This window comes from Liquorilactobacillus aquaticus DSM 21051, from assembly GCF_001436755.1.
Lineage (GTDB): Bacteria > Bacillota > Bacilli > Lactobacillales > Lactobacillaceae > Liquorilactobacillus > Liquorilactobacillus aquaticus.
The window spans coordinates 118,518-139,861 of sequence record NZ_AYZD01000015.1 but is presented as its reverse complement, the minus strand read 5'-3'; the positions used below and the strand labels follow the sequence as shown (position 1 = coordinate 139,861).

At 37.8% G+C, this 21,344-nt stretch carries 21 protein-coding genes; 14 read left to right on the top strand and 7 right to left on the bottom strand.

Features of this window, described 5'->3' with window-relative positions:
- Window positions 1-60: 60 nt before the first annotated feature.
- The 3 genes from dnaJ to FC19_RS04050 all read left to right on the top strand — a co-directional run bounded on the left by dnaJ (window position 61) and on the right by FC19_RS04050 (window position 3,629).
- Window positions 61-1,200, top strand: a complete 1,140-nt coding sequence (gene dnaJ, locus FC19_RS04060) for a molecular chaperone DnaJ (protein WP_057875714.1) — start codon at window positions 61-63, stop codon at window positions 1,198-1,200.
- 169 nt (window positions 1,201-1,369) lie between these two features.
- A complete protein-coding gene (gene lepA / locus FC19_RS04055; protein ID WP_057875713.1) occupies window positions 1,370-3,196 on the top strand; it encodes a translation elongation factor 4 in 1,827 nt (608 codons plus the stop codon).
- Window positions 3,197-3,362: 166 nt separating this feature from the next.
- Entirely contained in the window at window positions 3,363-3,629 is a 267-nt protein-coding gene (locus FC19_RS04050; protein ID WP_057875712.1) for a SemiSWEET family transporter, read from the top strand.
- A 1,237-nt stretch (window positions 3,630-4,866) separates the two neighbouring features.
- Here the strand turns inward: FC19_RS04050 and FC19_RS04040 are convergent.
- The 6 genes from FC19_RS04040 to FC19_RS04020 form a co-directional block, all read right to left on the bottom strand.
- Window positions 4,867-5,337 (bottom strand): glutathione peroxidase, encoded by a 471-nt coding sequence (locus FC19_RS04040; protein ID WP_057875710.1) that lies wholly within the window; start codon window positions 5,335-5,337, stop codon window positions 4,867-4,869.
- A gap of 195 nt (window positions 5,338-5,532) precedes the next feature.
- Window positions 5,533-5,922, bottom strand: a complete 390-nt coding sequence (locus FC19_RS04035) for an Asp23/Gls24 family envelope stress response protein (protein ID WP_057875709.1) — start codon at window positions 5,920-5,922, stop codon at window positions 5,533-5,535.
- Window positions 5,923-5,939: 17 nt separating this feature from the next.
- The gene (locus tag FC19_RS04030) at window positions 5,940-6,131 is read right to left on the bottom strand and encodes a DUF2273 domain-containing protein (RefSeq protein WP_057875708.1); all 192 of its coding nucleotides are present in this window, start codon (window positions 6,129-6,131) and stop codon (window positions 5,940-5,942) included.
- A gap of 14 nt (window positions 6,132-6,145) precedes the next feature.
- Complete coding sequence (gene amaP / locus FC19_RS04025) at window positions 6,146-6,697, bottom strand: alkaline shock response membrane anchor protein AmaP (RefSeq protein ID WP_057875707.1); 552 nt, start codon at window positions 6,695-6,697, stop codon at window positions 6,146-6,148.
- A gap of 30 nt (window positions 6,698-6,727) precedes the next feature.
- The gene (locus tag FC19_RS11610) at window positions 6,728-6,865 is read right to left on the bottom strand and encodes a hypothetical protein (RefSeq protein ID WP_164478840.1); all 138 of its coding nucleotides are present in this window, start codon (window positions 6,863-6,865) and stop codon (window positions 6,728-6,730) included.
- Between the two features lie 855 nt (window positions 6,866-7,720).
- Window positions 7,721-8,680, bottom strand: coding sequence for a nucleoside hydrolase (locus tag FC19_RS04020; protein ID WP_057875981.1), 960 nt, complete (start codon window positions 8,678-8,680; stop codon window positions 7,721-7,723).
- Between the two features lie 225 nt (window positions 8,681-8,905).
- Between FC19_RS04020 and FC19_RS04015 the strand changes: the two genes are divergently transcribed.
- The 8 genes from FC19_RS04015 to FC19_RS03980 all read left to right on the top strand — a co-directional run bounded on the left by FC19_RS04015 (window position 8,906) and on the right by FC19_RS03980 (window position 15,879).
- Complete coding sequence (locus FC19_RS04015; RefSeq protein WP_057875706.1) at window positions 8,906-9,391, top strand: DUF3013 family protein; 486 nt, start codon at window positions 8,906-8,908, stop codon at window positions 9,389-9,391.
- A 22-nt stretch (window positions 9,392-9,413) separates the two neighbouring features.
- On the top strand, window positions 9,414-10,307 hold the full coding sequence (gene prmA / locus FC19_RS04010; RefSeq protein WP_057875705.1) for a 50S ribosomal protein L11 methyltransferase: 894 nt from the start codon (window positions 9,414-9,416) through the stop codon (window positions 10,305-10,307).
- A 7-nt stretch (window positions 10,308-10,314) separates the two neighbouring features.
- Entirely contained in the window at window positions 10,315-11,073 is a 759-nt protein-coding gene (locus tag FC19_RS04005) for a 16S rRNA (uracil(1498)-N(3))-methyltransferase (protein ID WP_057875704.1), read from the top strand.
- 92 nt (window positions 11,074-11,165) lie between these two features.
- Window positions 11,166-11,492: a hypothetical protein gene (locus FC19_RS04000; RefSeq protein ID WP_057875703.1), complete on the top strand. Its 327-nt coding sequence runs from the start codon at window positions 11,166-11,168 to the stop codon at window positions 11,490-11,492.
- Window positions 11,493-11,572: 80 nt separating this feature from the next.
- The gene (locus FC19_RS03995) at window positions 11,573-13,798 is read left to right on the top strand and encodes a RelA/SpoT family protein (protein WP_057875702.1); all 2,226 of its coding nucleotides are present in this window, start codon (window positions 11,573-11,575) and stop codon (window positions 13,796-13,798) included.
- 17 nt (window positions 13,799-13,815) lie between these two features.
- Window positions 13,816-14,262: a D-aminoacyl-tRNA deacylase gene (gene dtd, locus FC19_RS03990; protein WP_057875701.1), complete on the top strand. Its 447-nt coding sequence runs from the start codon at window positions 13,816-13,818 to the stop codon at window positions 14,260-14,262.
- Window positions 14,263-14,283: 21 nt separating this feature from the next.
- Window positions 14,284-15,246: an alpha/beta hydrolase gene (locus tag FC19_RS03985; RefSeq protein WP_057875700.1), complete on the top strand. Its 963-nt coding sequence runs from the start codon at window positions 14,284-14,286 to the stop codon at window positions 15,244-15,246.
- 15 nt (window positions 15,247-15,261) lie between these two features.
- Window positions 15,262-15,879 (top strand): HAD-IA family hydrolase, encoded by a 618-nt coding sequence (locus FC19_RS03980; RefSeq protein WP_057875699.1) that lies wholly within the window; start codon window positions 15,262-15,264, stop codon window positions 15,877-15,879.
- 172 nt (window positions 15,880-16,051) lie between these two features.
- Here the strand turns inward: FC19_RS03980 and FC19_RS03975 are convergent, their stop codons facing one another.
- Window positions 16,052-16,894, bottom strand: a complete 843-nt coding sequence (locus FC19_RS03975) for an N-acetylmuramoyl-L-alanine amidase family protein (protein ID WP_057875698.1) — start codon at window positions 16,892-16,894, stop codon at window positions 16,052-16,054.
- A gap of 400 nt (window positions 16,895-17,294) precedes the next feature.
- Between FC19_RS03975 and hisS the strand changes: the two genes are divergently transcribed.
- The 3 genes from hisS (at window position 17,295) to msrA (ending at window position 21,312) form a co-directional block, all read left to right on the top strand.
- The gene (gene hisS, locus FC19_RS03970; protein WP_057875697.1) at window positions 17,295-18,596 is read left to right on the top strand and encodes a histidine--tRNA ligase; all 1,302 of its coding nucleotides are present in this window, start codon (window positions 17,295-17,297) and stop codon (window positions 18,594-18,596) included.
- Between the two features lie 6 nt (window positions 18,597-18,602).
- Window positions 18,603-20,363, top strand: coding sequence for an aspartate--tRNA ligase (aspS, locus tag FC19_RS03965; protein WP_057875696.1), 1,761 nt, complete (start codon window positions 18,603-18,605; stop codon window positions 20,361-20,363).
- A gap of 433 nt (window positions 20,364-20,796) precedes the next feature.
- Complete coding sequence (msrA, locus tag FC19_RS03960; protein WP_057875980.1) at window positions 20,797-21,312, top strand: peptide-methionine (S)-S-oxide reductase MsrA; 516 nt, start codon at window positions 20,797-20,799, stop codon at window positions 21,310-21,312.
- Window positions 21,313-21,344: the final 32 nt, after the last annotated feature.

Below are 21,344 nucleotides of genomic sequence, written 5' to 3'. Positions count from 1 at the left end.
ATTGCTTATGGTACGCTAGTCCTAGTTAGACTTCTTACTTATTATTATTGGAGGAAAAAAATGGCAGAAAACAGAGATCCATATGAGGTTTTAGGCGTTTCAAAAGATGCCTCAGCTGCTGAAATTAAAAAAGCATACCGGAAGTTATCCAAGAAATATCACCCTGATTTAAATAAAGAACCGGGGGCAGAAGAAAAGTTCAAGGAAGTAAATGAAGCATATGAAATTCTAAGTGATCCACAAAAGAAAGCACAATATGATCAATATGGTTCTATGGGTGGCCAACAAGGATTTGGCGGCGGAGCTGGCGGTTTCGGTGGTTTTAATGATTTTGGTGGCGGAGCTGGTGGTTTTGAAGATATCTTCAGTTCGTTTTTTGGTGGTGGTTCTTCATCGCGCTCACGCAATGCTCCACGCCAAGGTCGTGATCTTCAGTATGAAATGACGCTCACATTCGAGGAAGCTATTTTTGGTAAAAAAACAAGTATTGAGTACACCCGCAACGCGTTATGTAAAACATGTGATGGGAGCGGCGCTAAGAAGGGAACTTCAGCTGATACTTGCTCTAAGTGTAATGGAACTGGTGTGATTCAAGTTGCTCGTCAAACACCTTTGGGGCGTGTAATGACACAACAAGAATGTGATGTTTGTCATGGAAAAGGTAAAATTATTAAGGAAAAATGTGCAACATGTAACGGCGAAGGTATTACTCGTGAGAAGCATAAAGTCGAGGTTAATATCCCAGCGGGTGTTGAGGATGGCAATCAAATGCGTCTTCAGGGCCAAGGTGAGGCTGGCCAAAATGGAGGACCTTATGGTGACTTGTATATTGTCTTCAATGTTAAGCAAAGTAAAACTTTCAAGCGTGAAGGACCTGAGATCTACTTTAGTCTTCCGATTAGTTTTGTACAGGCAACATTAGGTGATGAAGTTATGGTTAAGACTGTCCATGGTGATGTCAAGATGAAAATTCCTGCTGGTACACAAACAGGAACGACATTCCGTTTGCGCGGTAAAGGAGCTCCCAAGCTGCGCAGTGATGGAAATGGCGATCAACACGTAACGGTAAAAGTTCAAACACCTAAAAATCTTAATCAAAAGCAAAGAGAAGCCTTAAAATCTTTCGCGGAAGCTAGTGGCGAAAAGGTTACAGGGGAAGAATCTTTCTTTGAGAAATTAAAGAAACGCAAGAAACGTTAATTTAAACTTGGAATAAGGAGCCTTGAGGTGTCCCATTATTTGGGTATTTCAAGGCTTTTTATTAAGCGAGATGATTGGTTTGAGCTTAATTGTATTTGCTAGTCCGTGTTGGTATAATTGAGCTTAGATTATGAACTATTGTTTGGTAGAAAGAAAGTAGGAAATACGAATGGATATTGAAAAAATGAAAGAGCGTCAAAAACACATTCGCAATTTTTCCATTGTTGCTCATATAGATCATGGTAAATCAACTTTAGCAGATCGAATACTTGAAATGACTGATACGGTTTCAAAACGTGAAATGCAGAATCAGCTTTTAGACTCAATGGATCTTGAAAGAGAACGCGGAATAACAATTAAATTAAACGCTGTTGAATTGCATTATCATGCTAAAAACGGCGAAACCTACATTTTTCATTTAATTGACACCCCGGGGCATGTTGATTTTTCATATGAAGTTTCACGAAGTTTAGCTGCGTGTGAAGGGGCAGTGTTGGTTGTCGATGCTGCTCAAGGTGTTGAAGCTCAAACTTTGGCTAATGTTTATTTGGCCATTGATGATGACCTTGAAATTGTTCCGGTAATTAATAAGATAGATCTCCCATCTGCGCGTCCAGAGGAAATACGCCAAGAAATTGAAGATGTAATTGGCTTAGATGCATCTGAAGCAGTTCTTGCCAGTGCTAAGCAGGGGATTGGAATTGAAGAGATTTTGGAAAAAGTTGTGCATGATGTCCCAGCTCCCACAGGTGATTTGAGTGCCCCTTTGAAAGCTTTGATTTTCGATTCAGTATATGATGACTATCGTGGTGTTGTTTTAAGCATTCGAGTTTTTGAAGGTACTGTTAAGCCTGGTGACCGTATTCGGTTAATGAATACTGAAACTGAGTATGAAGTGACTGAAGTTGGTGTTAATTCACCTAAACCTTTAAAAAGAGAAGTTCTGATGGCTGGGGATGTGGGGTACTTAACTGCCAGTATCAAGGATATTCAGGATACGCGTGTTGGTGATACTGTTACCAATGCTGACAATCCAGCTGAAAAGGTACTTGAAGGTTATCGTGAAATGGCGCCAATGGTTTATTCAGGATTATATCCAACAGATAATGCTAAGTACAATGATCTGCGCGAGGCGCTGGAAAAATTACAGCTGAATGATGCGGCCCTTGAATTTGAACCAGAAACTTCGCAAGCGTTAGGATTTGGATTTCGCTGTGGATTTTTGGGATTATTGCACATGGATGTTGTTCAGGAGAGACTAGAGCGTGAGTTTAATATGGATTTGATCACAACTGCTCCTTCTGTTACTTATGATGTTGAGTTGACCGATGGGACACATAAGAAGGTTGATAATCCAGCTGCAATGCCAGAGGCTTCAACGATCAAACAAATTAACGAGCCTTTCGTCAAGGCAACAATCATGGTTCCTAATGACTATGTGGGATCTGTAATGGAATTATGTCAGCGGAAACGCGGGAACTTTTTGACGATGGATTATCTTGATGAGTATCGAGTAAATGTAATTTACGAAATGCCACTATCAGAAATTATTTTTGACTTTTTTGATAAATTAAAATCAAGCACACGCGGTTATGCATCTCTTGATTATGACCTAGACGGAACACGCCCAAGTGATCTTGTTAAGATCGATATTTTGTTGAATGGGGACAAAGTTGATGCTTTAAGTTTTATTTCTCATCGACAATTTGCGGCAGAACGCGGACGAACTATCGCATCTCGCTTAAAGGAAATCATTCCAAGGCAAAACTTTGAGGTTCCTATTCAAGCAGCAATTGGAGCAAAAATAGTTGCTCGAACTAATATTAAGGCTTATCGCAAAGATGTTACTGCTCGTATTCATACAGGAGATCCTGATAGACGTGCTAAGCTGTTAGAGAAACAAAAGCGGGGTAAGAAGAGGATGAAGTCTGTTGGTACTGTAGAAGTACCTCAAGAAGCTTTTATGGCTGTTTTAAAAACAGATGAAGAACAATAGTTTTGTGATTTTTATTTTTCTTTGCATCGTGTGATTATGCTTACTAAAAGTTTCGAAAATTAATCTCTCTGTGTTCTAGTGTTTTTTATGTATTTGCATTATATGGGATAAGCTTATACAATTTGTTATGTGTACTAGGTAATGTTAAATCGAGGAGGTTCTTTTTTTGGAACAAGAGACTAAGTTTATCCGTATTTTAGGAAGAGTTGCAACAGTTTTAGCAGTATTGATGTACGTATCATATATTCCACAGATTATGAGCAATTTACAGGGGAATTATGGTAATCCGGTTCAACCATTAGTTGCTGCGGTAAACTGTACATTTTGGTGTGTTTACGCGTACTTCAAAAAAAATCGTGATTGGCCAGTATTCTGGGCTAATTTTCCTGGTATCTTTTTTGGAATATTTGCTTTCATTACAGCTCTTCACTAAGTATGAGATAAGTCGAGTTGAGTTTTGTTCATAACCAAAATAGAATTTTAAGAAGTCAGCCTGGTGCTGGCTTTTTTTTAGGTCAATTGTTAAAGAAAAATTAATACACAAAAAAAGGCAATGAGCAACCCAACTCATAGCCTAGTGTTAGATAGCAATTAACTAACAACCAAAGTATAATATGTCGGTCTACGAAATACAATACCAAAAGCAGCAATTGTTAGAAAAAGGTTGCTTTTTGTAGACATCTTGTCATGATTTGCAGACAAAAAAGAATATTGGAGTTTCTTTATTCTAGTTATTTAGCTATAAAAAAATTTTTGCTTTTTTGAAAAACAATTCCGAGAGTTGCTTTTTTTAGCAATACTACAATGGAAAAACCTCTAACAAGTGATAAATTTATTCATCACTTGTTAGAGGTTTTTATTTTTTGACAACAAATAAGTAGTTTAATCATCTTGTATTTTGGGGGTATGGTGAACTGATTTATACGGTCCTTCAAAGTGCGGTTTCTGTTTGTGATTTGACCGCAAATATTCTAAATGTTTATTGGTTTTGCTTATTCTAGCAATTGGGACTTCTTTTTTGTGTGAATGGATATAAAAAAGTTCAGTTATATTCAATGATAATAGTACGGCACCTAAAATTATTAATGGTTTAGTAATTCTCCATTTTCTTAAGATATGGTGTTTTTTAACGGTTCTTTGTAAAACAGCAGATATTGACAATATAAAAAGACACAGCAGAGTTGCTCTCAGAAGATGAGTACGCGAAAGTATGCAAAAAAGTGTAACAATGAAAGATGAGATAAACATTGTTATCGTTTTTTTATAATGTCTATTTTTTGTTGAAAAAACAATCAAAAAAACTGCGCTAACCATAAACACCAACATGGCCATAAAAAAAATCCATGTGGTACCACTGTCTATAAGACGCAATTTAATTTCCCCCTTATTAATGAAGCAATATTTAAGCATGAATACAAAAGCAGAGAAGCTGTGCTGCATATTACCAATACTTAAAATGTAATTGGAGTGAGCGGCAGAGTTAACATGCATACTAATAGACTACCACTTTTGTAGGGACTTAGACAAATATTTTTTGCATTGATAATTAAGTAAAAAATAATTTCTGGGAAAGCTACAGAAGCAAAGAGAGATTTGAAAAAGCTTTGGAGCCATATTTAAAGAAGAGTAGCAACAAACAATTTTTTATTAAGATAATTTGTTCGATTTTTTTAAAACAATCGTTCAATATCAATTGCAATTTTTGAAGGATCAGTAGTGGGGGCATACCGTTTAACTGGAATACCCTCTTTATTGATTAGAAATTTTGTAAAATTCCACTTAATCGCTTTACCGAGCATCCCGTTTTCTTTTGTGGTTAAATACTTAAACAATGGTAAAGCTTTTTCACCGTTGACATCACCTATCTGGTGCATGGGAAACGTAACTCCATAAGTTGTACGACAAGTTTCCGCAGCCTCGCGGCTATTTTTCACTTCTTGGTGAAATTGATTTGAAGGAAAACCTAAGACAATTAATCCTTCGGTTTGGTATTCTTTATACAATTGTTCGAGTTTTCCAAATTGAGGGGCAAGACCGCATTTTGTAGCAGTATTAACGATTAAGAGCGGATGACCGGCATAACGTTGTAGAGAGTAGCGCTCGCCGCTGTCTAACGTTACTTCGAAATCATAAATTGTCATTTTTATGTCTCCTTCAGTATAGTGGATAATTCTGAGCAGCAGTGCAAATATCATTTCATTTGTGGAATAATAAAAAATTCAAAAGCGCATCAAAAAGTTTAGAGAGAAAACCCCCTTTGGCTGCAATAAAACATTGCAGCCAGAAGGGGATTACTAAAACAAATCAAAACTTGGTTTCTAAACTATAAAGTTTCACTATTTAGAACTGTCTTCATTCTTTATTTCAGCTTTGGTTTTCACATCATTAATATGCAACTCGAATTCTACCAATGTTAGGCCTGTCATTTCTTTTAAGGCTTGTTTTACTTTGCCTAGCACTTCCTTGAAAATTTGTGTCGCATTTTTACCATACTCAATTGTAGCTTCTAACTTTAATGAAACCTGTTGTTCACCAACATCTGCGTCAATACCCTTTGTCGAGTCTGAACCAGGTGTAAGACGGTCAGTTAACTCACTAAAAACATTGCCATCAAGTGAAATAACACCGTCAACTTGATTTGCTGTAATTCCCGCGATTTTTTTAATAACTTGATCATCAAAAGTTAATTTCGTCTTCAATTGTTCACCATTGTTATTCATTGCCATTATTTTTCCTCCTATGATTAGTTAGTTAGTTTGTTTAATAATTTAACGAGCAGGTTCTTAAAAGTTATTCCCTGCAAGTCCAGCCATGCGCCAAGTGAAACGCCTATCACAATCGCAATCGCGATAATTAACATTTTCCAAAAACCAAAAGCAATCCATGCAACACTTATTAGCAGACCAATGATGGCCCCGACATAACTTAATTTCATTAAACCTCCCTCCCTCATATAACCGTTACTTTATCGCCATCACTATAAGGTGAAAGTTTTAAAGTCAGATGTTTTACTCCAATATTTAAGACTTGTTCAAGATTATCCTGAATTGTTTTTGAAATATTTTTCTCTAAATCGTCTAAATCAGATTCGTTGATTAAATTTCCTGTAATCTTAACTTTAGCCTGTCGTTTGTTTCTTAAGAGCTTGAGCTTAATATCAATATTTGCTATTTCATATTCTTTTGAAAGGGCAAGGCGTAAATTTCGCTCAACTGCAGAACGATCAATCATGAGCTGATTCGTATGATCTTTAAAAATTACGAGCTGATTCGAAGTCCGATGGCTGAATAAAGCAATTCCCAGAAAAACTAAACCTACTAAAATGATAAAAACTTGGCTAGTGAGTAATGCTAGTTGCCCCGATTCGGTGTCAGATAACCACTGATTCAAAGCGTAAATTTCGCTTAGATCAAAGTAGTAGGTATGCAGTATCACAAGAATACCAATGAGAATCTGCAATAGGCCAACTAAGGCTAAGAAAGTTTTTTTCCATATTGGCAATTCATCACCTCCTATGCTGGAGTTTACAAATTAGTGGATTATCTTTCTGAGTTTCTCTCCCAGAGAGTCAATTCTTTTAGCGGCAAAAATTGTCCCTCCAATTAAGACACCGCCCACGATCAAGGTGCTGGCCAGCATGAATTTAAAAACTGATTTCAATGCATCCATTTTTTCACCTCCTTAATGAATGAACGTACAAACACTACTAAGAAATAGTAACTAGTAAGCGTTACACTATCCTTCACTTCTCATGATAGGTTAAATTGGATCAGAAATGCAACTAAATTGCCTTTTGGTGCATTTATAAAATTACAAAAAAATTAAAAGCTAAAGATTTATATTAAGCTCTTGGTTCTTAAAATCGAGAAGTGAAACATTTATTGCGTAATACAATATTAATTATTGCAATATGCAAAAATATTAAAAAAGAAAGACGGAGAGTGAGTGGCTCGCGAGATATCGGTTTTGATGAAGCTTCCGTTTTTTTATTTGTTTTAATAACGAGATATAACAATTACTTTTTTGTTTAATTATGGCTTGTGTAAGAACTATATTAACAACAGCCTGAACAACATGTGTATCTCTGAGTTTTATCCCGACAAAAAAAGGCCAGCAAATTTAAAGAATGCTTAGCCTTTGTGAAATACAATTAAATTATAAATTAAAAACGAAAAGACAGGAAACTACAAAAATGCCGAGTCCGAGAAGAAAGGTAGCCAATGTGGGAAAAAAGTGCCCAATATGTAACCTTAGATTGTTTATGCAAATTGCAATGATAACGATACTGGTAATCAAGAACAACAGATAGAGTAACTTGATCGGTAAATATAGTTCTATTATGAAAAGAGCAGCAATTAAGATGAGGTTGCGTATGTTGCGGTACCAAACCAGACTTCCAAAAAAAATTCTTCTATATGAGAACTGAGATTCTTTAGGTATATTGGCATAACGCAAAAGAAGTAGTAAAAGCCACAAAACGTATAAAATAATCCCAATAAATTTCACTTTTTCACCTTCTCGATATTAGTGAGCAGCGAGTAGAGGTGTCAGACGATTCATAAATTTATCTAGAAATTTATTTTTGTCAACATTGACGGCTACATCTGTGGTGACGCTTAAATCGTTTAGGCCTGCTTCATCACCGATTGTTCGGCCTTCAAAAGGAGTTTCTGTATCAACTTTAAGATTTAGCTTAATTTTGCTTACTAGGCTCGGATCGACAGCGACTCCGACCGCCAATGGATCATGAAGTGCGCAGCCATGAAGATGAGGATTTGTTGTCTTATAAGCTTCGATGTAATAGTCGACTAAATCTGCATAAACTAATCCAGCAGAAGTTTTGAGTGCGCGCCAGCATTTTGTTTCTTTTTTTGTTAGCAAAGTTCTTGTTGTAACATCAAGCCCGACCATTGTCAGTGGAAGGCGCGTATGAAAAACATCATTCGCAGCTGCGGGATCTTGGTGAATATTTGCTTCAGCTGCGGGGCTGACATTTCCAGGAACTGTTAATGCTCCGCCCATTAATGTAACGTGCCCTATTAAATCAATAATTTCAGGATCCTTTTTGATGGCTGCAGCTAAATTAGTCAATGGACCAGTAGGGACAAAAAGGAGCTGGTCTTTGTATTTGTGTGCAGATTCAATCAGAAAATCAACACCGTTTTTCTGTTCAGGTTTACGCTGAGCCTTGGGAAGCTGAATGTTGGCTACACCATTATTTCCGTGTATCTGTGCACTGACAGGCAAAACAGTGAAGGAATCTGTTTGAGAAGAATGGTCGGCACCTAAATAAACCGGTACATCTTCTGCACCTAGCAAACTTAAAAGATCAAGGCTGTTTTGAACGCCCTGATTAACATAGACATTTCCATAAGAACCGATAATCCCTATTAAATCACAATCGGGGTCAGCTAACGCGTAGGCAAGTGCAAGTGCATCATCGATTCCTGTATCTAAATCCAAGATCATCTTTTTCTTTGAAATTGACATTTATTATCCTCCTTCGGTAGTAGAACACAAACTAATTCTAGCAAAAAAAAACTCCAAAGACTAGTTAGAGCGTATTTTAGGCTGATAAGGATTGCGGGGGCTTGGTAAAATGTGTTATATAATTATTATTAAATACTGCATCGTGGTTAATATGAACACAATAATAGTATAATCAATACTGTGGCAATCTAATGATGTTTAGAAAAGGCGGTAGTCGGGATGGAAAAAAATCTGTTGAGTTTCATAGAAACGAATTTAGAAAAGCTTGATTTTGACGGAAATTTGGAAGTGTCTTGGGAAAAAGAACAGCATACTTTTACTTTAGACTTAACATTTTACGCAGAAAATAAGGCACAAGAAGTTATTTTAGATATGAAGGAAGTTGAATCTGATGAACCGATAATAACTTTTGTCGATTCTATTTTGTTATATGATGAGGCTAAATTTGATCCCAAAAAGGTTCAAAATGATTATCTGGTTTGTTTACCGTTTGAAGGGAAAAAAGGATGGTCTCTAACACAAGGAAAGGCATTTTTTATCTATTTGCAGATAGTGCTTGATAATGGAGAATCGGATTTGCTCGACTTCTTGAATAATGAGGATACAGACGTTTTTGAATTAGAGTGGTCAAATGAAGAATATGAAAAGATATTAAAAAATATTGAAAATGGTAATGAGGAACGGTTGTTGTATCCAAAATACTAAGATACTAAATGGAGGGAAAAAAGTGCAGTGGGAAGAATTAACGATCGTGAGCGCTAACGAAGTTCGGGCGGCAATCGAAAATATCCTTGTTGAAGAAGGAGCAGAGGGGTTAAGAAGTGAGGACCTTCAGCAAAAAAATTCGGATAGAATAAAAATGAGCGGGTATTTTTTAAGTACTAAGAAAGTAGCAGCAAGAATACCTGCCATAAAAACAAGAATTGAAGATTTACGGAAATTTGGACTTAATCCTGGGAAACTTACAATCGAGATTGAGTCTTTAGGGGACTCACAGTGGTCTGATGAATGGAGAAAGTACTATCATGTACGCAGAGTTACACGTTATCTTACGATCGTCCCTTCATGGGAACAGTATCAAAAAAAGCAGTCTGATGAAAAAGTAATAAAATTAGATCCAGGTAAAGCTTTTGGAACTGGGACACATCCAACGACAGTTTTGGCATTGCGTGCTCTTGAAGAAACTATTAGAGGGGATGAGAAGGTAATAGATGTTGGAACGGGTTCAGGTGTCCTGAGTATTGCAGCTAGGGCGCTTGGAGTTAAGGAAATTAATGCTTTTGATATTGAAGAAGATGCGTTACTGTCTGCACGTAAAAATATTAAGCTTAATCCATTTGCGACAAATATCAAGGTTGATCTTAATAATCTATTATCTGGAATATCTTACAAAGCTGATTTGATCGTGGCCAATGTATTGCCAGAAGTTTTGTTGGAGCTTTTGCCTCAGATACCGTCACATTTGGAGGTGGGAGGTTGCTTTATTGCGTCTGGAATAATTTTGGCTAAAAAAGATGCTGTGAAAGAAGCTGTTTTAGAACAAGGACTGACGATCAAACAGATTGCAACGGATCAAAAGTGGGTCTCAATCATTGCACGAAAAACAGTAGGCGAGGAGTAGGTAAGGTATGCAGAGATATTTTATAGAACAAGCAAAGGTAGATTCTAGCTTAGTGTTACCTGCTGAAGTATACCATCATGCTGTCATTGTGATGCGAATGAAACCTGGTGATCAATTTGAAATTGTTGCAGCGGATAAAAAAGTTACAGTTATGCAGCTAGAGCGAGTTACAGACCACGCAGCTACAGCACGAGTATGCAAAAAACTTGAACATACAGTAGAACTACCGCTGCAGGTTACGATTGCTTGTGGATTGTCAAAAAAAGACAAGGCAGATTGGATCGTCCAGAAGGCAACTGAGCTTGGGGCACAACATTTTGTTTTCTTTGCAGGTGATTACTCGATAGTCAAATGGGACAAGAATAAACAAGGAAAAAAGCTTACTAGATTGAACAAGATCATCAAGGGAGCTTCAGAACAAGCTCATCGTGTTATGGTACCAACGGTTTCATATTTCGAAAACATTAAAAAAATTCCGTTAGAAAAGTATTCAGAAAAAATGGTTGCATACGAGGAAGCAGCTAAAGAAGGTGAAACCGCAGTTCTAGCCCAACTTGTTTCTAGATTAAAAAAACAAAAAGAGACTATAGCAAAGCAACATCTAATTGCAGTTTTTGGACCTGAGGGAGGTATTTCACCAGCTGAAGTTCAGTATCTTAGAGATAATGATTTTTTACTAACTGGACTGGGTCCGCGGATTATGCGAGCTGAGACAGCACCGATGTATCTGTTGTCTGCCTTATCTTTCTCGTTAGAACTTTCTTAATATAATACAAAGCACTGAAGGCTGTCTTGTCATTGTATAAACAGCCAAATTAGGTTAAAATGGATATAATTATTGACAAAGTGAGGACATTAATGGCTATTAAAAAAATTTTTTCTATTACAACATTATGGTATTTAACAGTTGCTTTTGCGATTTCATTAGTGATTCCGATTATCTTATCAGAACTAAATCTTAGTGATATCCAAAAGATAGGTATTGCACTTTTCGGGATTAACATTGTTTACGCTGTCTTGTCAGGCTTGATAGTTGGTTTAAAGAAAGAGCCGGCTGTCTATCTTTTATTTTTCCCAATTGTTTACCTTCTGGGTGTTAAATTGTTTTTCGAGAGCTATGCTTACTACCTTTCGTTGATCTATATTGTGGTTACTTATTTAGCATACGGGATTACCAAAGAATAATCGAGCAGCGTTTTCCAAGGCACGTTTGAGTTTTCGAATACGTGCTTTTATTTTACATATTTATTTTAGGAGCTGATGAGATGGAGAAGGAGACTAATTGGAGCGCGGATGACGTCATTAATATGGTCGAGGGCTATATGAATGAGGAACATGTCGCGTTGGTGCGTAAAGCATATGCTCTTGCGATGTATGTACACAAGGAACAATATCGGCAATCAGGAGAGCCATATATTATTCATCCAATTCAGGTTGCGGGAATTTTGGCGGAGTTAAAAATGGATCCTGCGACGGTTTGTGCCGGTTTTTTACATGATGTTGTTGAGGATACTCCAGTAACGTTAGGGGACGTTGGAGAGCTATTTGGACAAGATGTTGAAATTATTGTAGATGGCGTTACTAAATTGAGCAAGATCCGATATAAGTCACACCAACAGCAATTAGCTGAGAACCATCGTAAGTTATTGCTTGCGATGTCAAAAGATTTACGGGTTATTATTGTTAAATTGGCAGATCGACTGCATAATATGCGGACGTTAAGTCATTTGCGACCAGACAAGCAGCGCCGGATCGCTAATGAAACGCTTGAAATATACGCACCACTGGCGGATCGTTTAGGGATTAGTACGATTAAGTGGGAACTTGAAGACATTTCGCTACGTTATCTGAATCCACAGCAGTACTACCGAATCGTTCATTTGATGAACTCAAAACGGACGGAACGTGTTCGTTATATTGAAGCAGCAGTTGTAGAAATCAAAGAAGCAATTGCTGACCTAAACTTGAGTTGTGAAATTTATGGGCGACCGAAACACATTTATTCCATTTATCGTAAAATGAAAGATCAGCATAAACAATTTAGTCAAATTTATGATCTATTGGCTGTTCGTGTTATTGTACGCTCAATCAAAGACTGTTATGCTGTTCTGGGTGCCATTCATACGAAGTGGAAGCCTATGCCCGGGCGATTTAAGGATTATATTGCAATGCCTAAAGCTAACATGTACCAATCGCTTCACACTACTGTCATTGGACCAAATGGGAAGCCATTTGAGGTTCAGATTAGAACGGACGAGATGCATCGTGTTGCTGAATATGGTATTGCGGCTCACTGGGCTTACAAAGAAGGTAAAAAAGAGGGCATCCATCAAGATAATACTGGCAATAAGTTAAATTGGTTTAAAGAAATTATTGAATTGCAAGATGAAACAAGTGATGCTGCGGAATTTGTCGAAAGTGTCAAGGGAGACCTGTTCGGTGATCGTGTTTATGTTTTTACACCGAAGGGTGATGTTCTGGAATTGCCTAAGGGTGCAGGGCCGCTTGATATGGCGTATTCGATTCACACCGAAATTGGCAATAAAACGGTCGGAGCTAAGGTCAATGGCAAAATTGTTCCTTTGGACTATCAAGTTAAAAATGGTGATATTGTTGATATTCTTACATCGGCTAATTCAGCGGGGCCTAGTCGCGATTGGTTGAAGTTAGTGCACACAAGCAAGGCGCGCAATAAAATTAAACGATTCTTTAAACAACAAGATCGTGTTGGCAATATTGACAAGGGTAAAGAAATTATTGATGAGAATTTATTAGAAATGGGTTTTGAGCCTAAAAAGGTTTTAACACAGGATAATATTAATAAAGTTTTACGCAAACGTAAATTTTCATCTGTTGATGATCTGTATGCCTCGATTGGCTTTGGCGAATTAGCCCCGTTAGGTATCATTAATATTTTGACCGAAAAAATTCGCGAAGAAAAAGAAGCTGATCGTAAGCTTCAAGAAGAAAAAGCTTTGTTGGAGGAGCATCAAGAGATCTCGAATGAAGCAGCCCCTCCGAGTGAACATCGTAAAAGCGAAGAAGGTGTCACGATTGCAGGTGTTGATAACCTGTTGGTACGCCTTAGTCATTGCTGCAATCCGATACCAGGTGATGAAATTGTTGGTTATATCACAAAGGGGCGAGGTGTGTCAATTCATCGTGTTGATTGTCCTAATGTAAAAAGTGCAGAAAATTCTGGGACTCGACTAATTGAAGTGTCTTGGAATGTTATTCCTGATGATAAAACATACTACAACACTGATCTTCAGATTCAGGGATACAACCGTTCGGGCTTATTGAATGATGTTTTGCAGGCTTTGAATAATAGTACGCGTCATTTGAACTCTGTAAACGGTCGTGTGGATAGCAACAAAATGGCAACGATGGATGTAACTGTTGGAATTCGCGATCTTATTCACTTACAGAGAGTGATGGATAATATTAAACGAGTCCCTGATGTTTACGTTATAAAAAGAATAATTCATTAATAGTGGGAGAATAGAGAATGCGGGTCATTTTGCAAAGAGTTGCTCAAGCATCTGTAAAAATAGAGAAGAAAAAAATAAGTGAAATAAAAAGTGGCTTTTTACTTTTGGTTGGTTTTAAAGACGGTGATGGGCAAAGAGAAATTGATTATTTAGCTCATAAGATAGCGAATGTACGAGTCTTTTCTGATTCAGACGAGAAAATGAACTTAAATATTAAGCAAGCTGCCGGTATGGTGTTGTCTGTTTCACAGTTTACGCTTTATGCTGCTACACGCAAAGGAAACCGTCCAAGTTTTACAGAAGCTCAAGCCCCCGAATTAGCTGAAGAAAACTATCAGCGTTTTAATGCAGCACTTAGAGCTGAGGGCTTAAAAGTTTCAGAGGGGATTTTTGGAGCCAATATGCAAGTTGAGTTAGTAAATGATGGGCCAGTGACGATCATTTATGATACAGAGAACAATTAATGTTTTGCAAGGAGTGATTTGATGCAGTTGATATCGTTAGAAAGTGCGGCAAGAAAATTATGTGAGCAGAGAAACAATGTGTTCGTGCCTACTACGATTGGAGTCAAAGTCATTCGTGATCGGCTTGAGTTGGAACAGAGTGCTCCTGTGTATCAGCATGATGTTATTGAGAAATCAGAGCATCTAGTTTTGGATGACGCTTTGAAGGAGATTTCATTTAAAGTTATTTACCCAGTAGGGCTGCGAGCTGATGAGAAAGTTCCTGTAGTTTTTTATGTTCATGGGGGGCAGTTTTTGACAGGAAATATGCAAACGCATAGCAAGTTGATTCATGAGCTTGTTAGCCGAACGCACGTGTGTGTGATCTTTCCTGAGTATTCATTAGCGCCTGAAGCCAAGGCTCCAACTCAGCTGAAGCAGATGGAGGCACTTTTTGAACATTTGTCTGAGATCGCAAAAAAATATCCTTTTGACTTATCCCGATTAATTATGGCAGGAGACGATGTTGGCGGAGGAATGGCGCTTTCGTTGGCGCTTTTAATGCATGGGAAACAGAATCTGCCGATTTACAAGATGGTTTTATTCTGTCCGATCGTTAATGCAAATTTTGATACTCATTCCTATCATCAGTATGCAGGAGGGTATGATCTCACGCGAGAGCAAATGAAATGGTCTTGGCAACAGTATTTGGGTGAAGAAAGGGACCCACTGAGCTATCTTTTCTCGCCGTTGCAAGCTTCTTTGGAGCAATTAGCAACACTTCCTGAGATTTTGATTATGACAGCGGAAGCTGATGTTGTTCGTGATGAGGGAGAAGCGATTGCTCGAAAAATAAGAGATGCAGGCGGAGATGTTGTTCAGATAAGGTTTCAGGGTATTACACATGATTTTGTTGTAAAGAATATGTTGGACCAGACAAATGCTTGCCGACTAGCAATGAACATTGCAGTTGATTGGATTAAGAAAAAGGCGAAAAGAAGTTGAAGGCAGGTTTTTTGAATGACGGACTATTTTTGGGACTTCGATGGAACCCTTTATGATACCTATCGCGGCATGGTGAAATCTTTCGTGATAGCTTGTACTGAATCTGGGTTTAAAGTTGAAAGTGATCAAGTCTATAAATCGATGCGAAGAACATCTCTGCACCAAACGTTTGCTATCTTTTTGAAAAATGTTGATTTTAAAAAGAAGCAAAGGATAGTCACCAGATATGAAACCGTCGAAAAGAGTGAACAAACTAATGACCGCCCGTTTAAAGGTGCAGCAGAGGTATGCAAATGGGTTATCGAACAAAATGGGAGAAATTTTTTAGTTACTCATCGTAATAAAAGTGCTCTTAACATGCTTAAACGTGATCAATTTACTTCCTTGTTTACAGGTTGTGTAACTTCGGAAAATAATTTTCCGCGTAAACCCAATCCAGCTTCTTTAAATTTTCTGTGCGATCAGTACCAGGTCGATAAAGATAATTCATTTATGGTAGGCGATAGGGCTTTGGATATTGAAGCAGCCCACAAAGCAGGTATCAAGGGGATTTTGTTTGATCCAGATGACATAATTTTTGTCGAAACAGTACCGGATAAACGGATAAAAAGTCTATTGAAAATTATCGTTTGATTAAAGAGGTGCTAAATCAGCGAAGTATGATCACTGATGCTGGATAGAATCATTGGGATAGACATAAATATTATTAAAAAAACGATATATAAAAGCGATTCTAGAAACTATTTTGGACATTTCTAGAATCGCTTTTATATTTATTCGGAAACCTGAAACAAAAAAACTATAACTATTTCGAAAAGTATTTTTCTAACCCAGAGACGACGTCAGTCGCCACTTTGTTTTGATAGGACTGAGAACTTATTTGTTCAAAGTCGCGTTCAGAGTTGATATACCCCATCTCCAAGAGAACTGCTGGAAATTCATTATTTCGTAATACGTAGAAATCGCCAAAGTCGATACCGCGGTTACTTAGTGTCAAATTATCAAGTTGCTTGTTAATAGTTTTAGCAAGACCGGTTGATGAACGCTGATGATAATAGTAGGTAGTGAAGCCGGAAGCCCCGTTTTCCTGTGGCGATGAATCAAAATGAAAACTGATAAAAGCGTCTGCATGGACAGTGTTAGATAGGTCAGAGCGTGATTTAAGGGTAGCATAGACGTCTTTTTGACGTGTCAGATAGACTTTAGTACCTTGCTCCTGAAGTTTACGTGCGACTTTCTTAGCAATAATCAAGGTATACTTTTTTTCCATCTTACCTGCGCTCGAAAGTGCGCCTGAGTCATTGCCGCCATGGCCTGGATCAAGAACGATGGTAGCATCTGACAAAGAATCTATTTTATGGATTTTTTGGGGATTGATTGCCCAATCGGCAACCCATCCGAGTCGATTGTCAGATGTTTTGACATATGACCAATGATATTTTGTTCGAATAATTGTGAGACGCGCCTTTTTTTTGATAGATACGATTTTTTTGTATTCTATCCCCGGTCCCTTTTTTAATTCGGCTGACGACGTCTCAACGACAACTTGTTTGAAGTAACTTGTAGTGCGGTATATTAGGATAATTGTTAATAATAATACTAAAAAGCCTAAAATTAAATTGCTGCGTTTCTTTTTTTTAGTTTGCATACATTAAGACTCCGTTTACTTTTACTGATTACTATTATAGCAAAAAGAAAATAATAACAAACAAGAAAGTGACAATCTCTCTGTTTTATTTCTGACAAGGCAGGGCAGCTCTTGACTTTAGCAATCAATTCTAGTATGTTTATAACAGTATAAATTTGAGCCGTACGAGAGAGGAGTAGCTTATTAGGTCTGTTGAGAGAGTGGAATTTTGGTGAAATTTCCATCTGACTGGATAAGTGAAGGACACTTTCGAGGTGCATGTCAGTGCATGCCGCTTGTAGCGTTATCCCATGAAGCATAAATAAAGGTGGTACCGTGCATAGCTGCGCCCTTGTCAAGTATTAGTGGCAGGGGCTTATTTGTATTGTCACAATTATCTTAGAAAAGAGGAGGAAAAAACATGAAGTATCAACGACCAAAAGGAACGACTGATATTATTCCAGGCGAATCTGCAAAATGGCAGTATATTGAACAAACAGCACGACAGTTGTTTAAAAACTACCGTTATAATGAAATAAGAACGCCGATTTTTGAAAACTTTGAAGTTTTTTCGCGAACATCGGGTGAAACATCTGATATCGTAACTAAAGAAATGTATGATTTCTTTGATAAAGGAGAAAGACATATAACTTTGCGGCCAGAAGGGACTGCTGGTGTAGTACGTGCGTATGTGGAAAATAAATTATACGGTCCAGAAATTCAGCGACCGTTTAAGACATTCTATATGGGACCAATGTTTCGTTATGAACGTCCCCAGTCAGGACGGCAAAGGCAGTTCCACCAAATTGGGGTTGAAGCTTTCGGTGTTGATAATCCAACGCTTGATGTAGAAGTGATGGCAATGGCGGTTAATCTGTTACAGCAGTATGGGTTACGAGATTTGAAATTAGTAATCAATACTTTAGGGGATGCTGAATCACGTACAAAATACCATGAGGCACTGATGGCATACTTGAAGCCCTTAGAAGATGTTTTAAGTGACGATTCTAAAGAGAGGCTGCACAAAAATCCTTTGCGTATTCTTGACAGCAAAGATAAAAAGGATCAGGAAATTGTAGCAAATGCACCTTCGATCTTAGATTATTTAACGGATGATGCAGCTATGCATTTTGCTACAGTAAAAAAACTGTTAAAAACTTTGAAAATTCCATTCGAGATTGAGACGAATATGGTTCGAGGTCTTGATTATTACAATCATACAATTTTCGAAATCATGAGCAATTCAAAAGCTTTCGGTGGAAATTGGACAACGGTTTGTGCCGGTGGACGTTACAATGGTTTAGTTGAACAGCTTGGTGGCCCAGAAGTTCCAGGAATTGGCTTCGGATTGGGTGTCGAACGCTTGTTATTGGTTTTAGAAGCTGAAAAAATTGAATTACCAATCGATGAAGATCTGGATGTTTATGTCGTAGGGATTGGGCAAGCTACAAATGAAGAAACGCTGAAATTGGTACAGGCTTTACGTCACGCAGGTTATAGTGCTGAGCGTGATTACTTGGAACGTAAGCCTAAAGGACAATTTAAAGCAGCCAATAGAATGAAAGCACATCTAACTTTGACAATCGGTGAGGAAGAGCTTCAAGCCGGAAAAGTCAATCTGAAGAATATGCAGACCGGAAATGAAGTAAAGGTTTTGCTAGATGATATTTATTCAGAATTCGATAAAGTGTATCAAGGTATAGTTGAAAGGGAAAAGGAGTAAAAAATGATGAACCGAACAATATATTGCGGACTTGTTGATGAATCTTACTTTGGGCAGGAAGTATGTTTGAAGGGATGGGTTCAAAAACGTCGCGACTTAGGTAACTTGATCTTTATTGATTTGCGTGATCGAGAAGGCATTGTGCAACTAGTTTTTAGTCAAGAATTTGGACCTGAAGCCCTAGAAGTGGCAGATAGTTTAAGAAGTGAATACGTGATCGAGGTTAAAGGTAAGGTTGTCCCACGCGATGACGATGCAATCAATTCTAAAATGAAAACAGGTAAGGTCGAAGTTGAAATTCACGACGTTAAACTTTTAAACAAAGCAAAAACACCGCCATTTTACATTGAAAATGGGATCAATGTTTCAGACGATTTGCGTCTAAAGTACCGGTATCTTGACTTGCGTCGACCAGAAATGCAGAAGTCGCTTATTACAAGAAGTAAAATTACTCAAGCAATTCATCGCTATCTTGACGAAAACAAATTTATTGATATTGAAACACCATATTTGACTAAATCAACTCCAGAAGGTGCAAGAGACTATTTAGTACCTTCCCGTGTCTACCCTGGTCATTTTTATGCACTACCGCAATCACCGCAGTTATTTAAGCAATTATTGATGGGCGCAGGGTTCGACCGTTACTATCAAGTAGCACGTTGTTTCCGCGATGAGGATCTCCGTGGCGATCGTCAACCTGAATTTACACAAATTGATATGGAAACTTCCTTTATGACAGCCGAAGAAATTCAAGATTTAACAGAAGGGTTATTGCAACGTGTAATGAAGGAGACGCTTGGTGTTGAAATGACACTGCCTCTTCCACGGATGATATGGAACGAAGCAATGGATCGTTATGGTTCAGATAAACCAGACATTCGTTTTGGAATGGAATTGACTGATATGGCTGACGCGGTTAAGAATGTTGATTTTAAGGTCTTCAAAACGATTCTTGAAAAAGGCGGTCAGGTCAAAGCAATTACAGTTCCAAATGGTGCAGAAAAGTATTCGCGTAAGGATATTGAAAGTAAACAGGAATATATTAAACGCTTTGGTGCAATGGGATTGGCATGGCTAAAGGTTACGGAAAATGGTTTTTCAGGTCCGATTGCTAAGTTTTTCAAAAATGATGTTGAAAATATCAAAAAAGCAGCCAATGCTAGCGTTGGTGATTTGATCTTGTTCGTTGCCGACAAGCGTAAAGTTGTGGCTGATGCTTTAGGGTATCTCAGGACAAGTATAGCAAACGAACTTGACATGGTAGACAAAACGAAATTTGCGTTTTTGTGGGTTGTTGATTGGCCATTATTCGAGTATAGTGAGGATTTCCATCGCTATATTGCAGCACACCATCCATTCACAATGCCTAATGAGGAAGATATTGATTTGTTGTCTACGGATCCGCATAAAGCTCACGCTCAGAGTTATGATATCGTTTTAAACGGCTATGAACTTGGTGGTGGTTCAATTCGTATTCATCAGCGTGAAATTCAAGAAAAAATGTTCAAGGCTCTTGGTTTCACTAAGGAAAAGGCTGAAGACCAATTTGGATTCTTCTTAGATGCTCTAGATTACGGTTTTCCACCACATGGAGGTCTAGCAATTGGGTTAGATCGTTTTGCAATGTTGCTTTCTGGGAAAGACAATATTCGTGAGGTTATAGCCTTCCCTAAGAATTCTAAAGCATCGGAACCATTAACAGATGCTCCAAGTACAGTTGCCCAAAAGCAATTAGATGAGCTTCATCTTGATACGACTGAAGAATAACTTCCTTTTCTGAGGTTAAATCAGAATTATGCAAGCTGGGACTAACTACAGTGCTTTGGATTTTGATAAAGATGTTCAGGTTATTGAATGTATTATAGACAAAGTTTTCAGTCAGAGAAGTTCTCGCAAGGCGTGAAAGATGGAGCCTATAGTTCATCATGTGAATTTATGAGTTAAGAGGGGATGGATCAAAACATATGTTTTGATCCATCCTCTTTATATATTATCTCGCAATATTTATCTCAATATGTTTCAATAGCAAAGCTTTTTTATTATTAGTGAGTGTTTAAGGGTTGGTTAAGAAAACGGGACAGTATTTGAATTTAAAATATTTGTTTTCAAACGTGATACAACTGTTGCTGAATGCATGAAATTAGTTTATCTTATAAGGTAATCACGAAAATGAATTATAGGAGGCTTGAAATTGAGTAAGATAGAGGAGACAGCGATTTTTGCTGGGGGTTGTTTCTGGTGCATGGTCAAACCGTTTGATGAACATCCGGGAATTATAAAAGTTATTTCTGGATATACAGGAGGTCATGTCCCCAACCCAACTTATGAAGAGGTTTGTTCACATCGTACGGGACATACGGAGGCTGTCAAAATTATCTTTGATCCTGAGATAATTTCGTACGAACAGCTGGTCCAAATCTATTGGCAGCAGACTGACCCGACGGATGCAATGGGTCAGTTTCAGGATCGGGGTGACAATTATCGGCCGGTAATTTTTACAGAGGGCGAAGAACAGAAAAAAATTGCGTTGGCTTCTAAAAAGGCTTTGGAAGAAAGTGGTCGTTTTAGTGCACCGATTGTAACTCAGATCGAAGACGCAAAGCCTTTCTATCAGGCAGAGGATTATCATCAAAATTTCTATCAAAAGGACCCAGCTCGTTTCGAACTTGAGGAAAAACAGCGTCAATCCTTTAAGAAAAATAATTGGTCAAATTAAACTTGTCCGAGAAATTAAGGAGATAAAAAAGA

What these genes read in the sequence shown, in the direction of transcription:
- FC19_RS04030 (WP_057875708.1), bottom strand. Translation starts at nt 6,131, where the DNA reads ATGAAATTAAGTTATGTCGGGGCCATCATTGGTCTGCTAATAAGTGTT.
- FC19_RS04040 (WP_057875710.1), bottom strand. Translation starts at nt 5,337, where the DNA reads ATGACAATTTATGATTTCGAAGTAACGTTAGACAGCGGCGAGCGCTAC.
- FC19_RS04005 (WP_057875704.1), top strand. Translation starts at nt 10,315, where the DNA reads ATGCAGAGATATTTTATAGAACAAGCAAAGGTAGATTCTAGCTTAGTG.
- lepA (WP_057875713.1), top strand. Translation starts at nt 1,370, where the DNA reads ATGGATATTGAAAAAATGAAAGAGCGTCAAAAACACATTCGCAATTTT.
- FC19_RS04000 (WP_057875703.1), top strand. Translation starts at nt 11,166, where the DNA reads ATGGCTATTAAAAAAATTTTTTCTATTACAACATTATGGTATTTAACA.
- FC19_RS04035 (WP_057875709.1), bottom strand. Translation starts at nt 5,922, where the DNA reads ATGGCAATGAATAACAATGGTGAACAATTGAAGACGAAATTAACTTTT.
- FC19_RS03985 (WP_057875700.1), top strand. Translation starts at nt 14,284, where the DNA reads ATGCAGTTGATATCGTTAGAAAGTGCGGCAAGAAAATTATGTGAGCAG.
- FC19_RS03995 (WP_057875702.1), top strand. Translation starts at nt 11,573, where the DNA reads ATGGAGAAGGAGACTAATTGGAGCGCGGATGACGTCATTAATATGGTC.
- FC19_RS03980 (WP_057875699.1), top strand. Translation starts at nt 15,262, where the DNA reads ATGACGGACTATTTTTGGGACTTCGATGGAACCCTTTATGATACCTAT.
- FC19_RS04015 (WP_057875706.1), top strand. Translation starts at nt 8,906, where the DNA reads ATGGAAAAAAATCTGTTGAGTTTCATAGAAACGAATTTAGAAAAGCTT.
- dnaJ (WP_057875714.1), top strand. Translation starts at nt 61, where the DNA reads ATGGCAGAAAACAGAGATCCATATGAGGTTTTAGGCGTTTCAAAAGAT.
- aspS (WP_057875696.1), top strand. Translation starts at nt 18,603, where the DNA reads ATGAACCGAACAATATATTGCGGACTTGTTGATGAATCTTACTTTGGG.
- dtd (WP_057875701.1), top strand. Translation starts at nt 13,816, where the DNA reads ATGCGGGTCATTTTGCAAAGAGTTGCTCAAGCATCTGTAAAAATAGAG.
- FC19_RS11610 (WP_164478840.1), bottom strand. Translation starts at nt 6,865, where the DNA reads ATGGATGCATTGAAATCAGTTTTTAAATTCATGCTGGCCAGCACCTTG.
- FC19_RS03975 (WP_057875698.1), bottom strand. Translation starts at nt 16,894, where the DNA reads ATGCAAACTAAAAAAAAGAAACGCAGCAATTTAATTTTAGGCTTTTTA.
- hisS (WP_057875697.1), top strand. Translation starts at nt 17,295, where the DNA reads ATGAAGTATCAACGACCAAAAGGAACGACTGATATTATTCCAGGCGAA.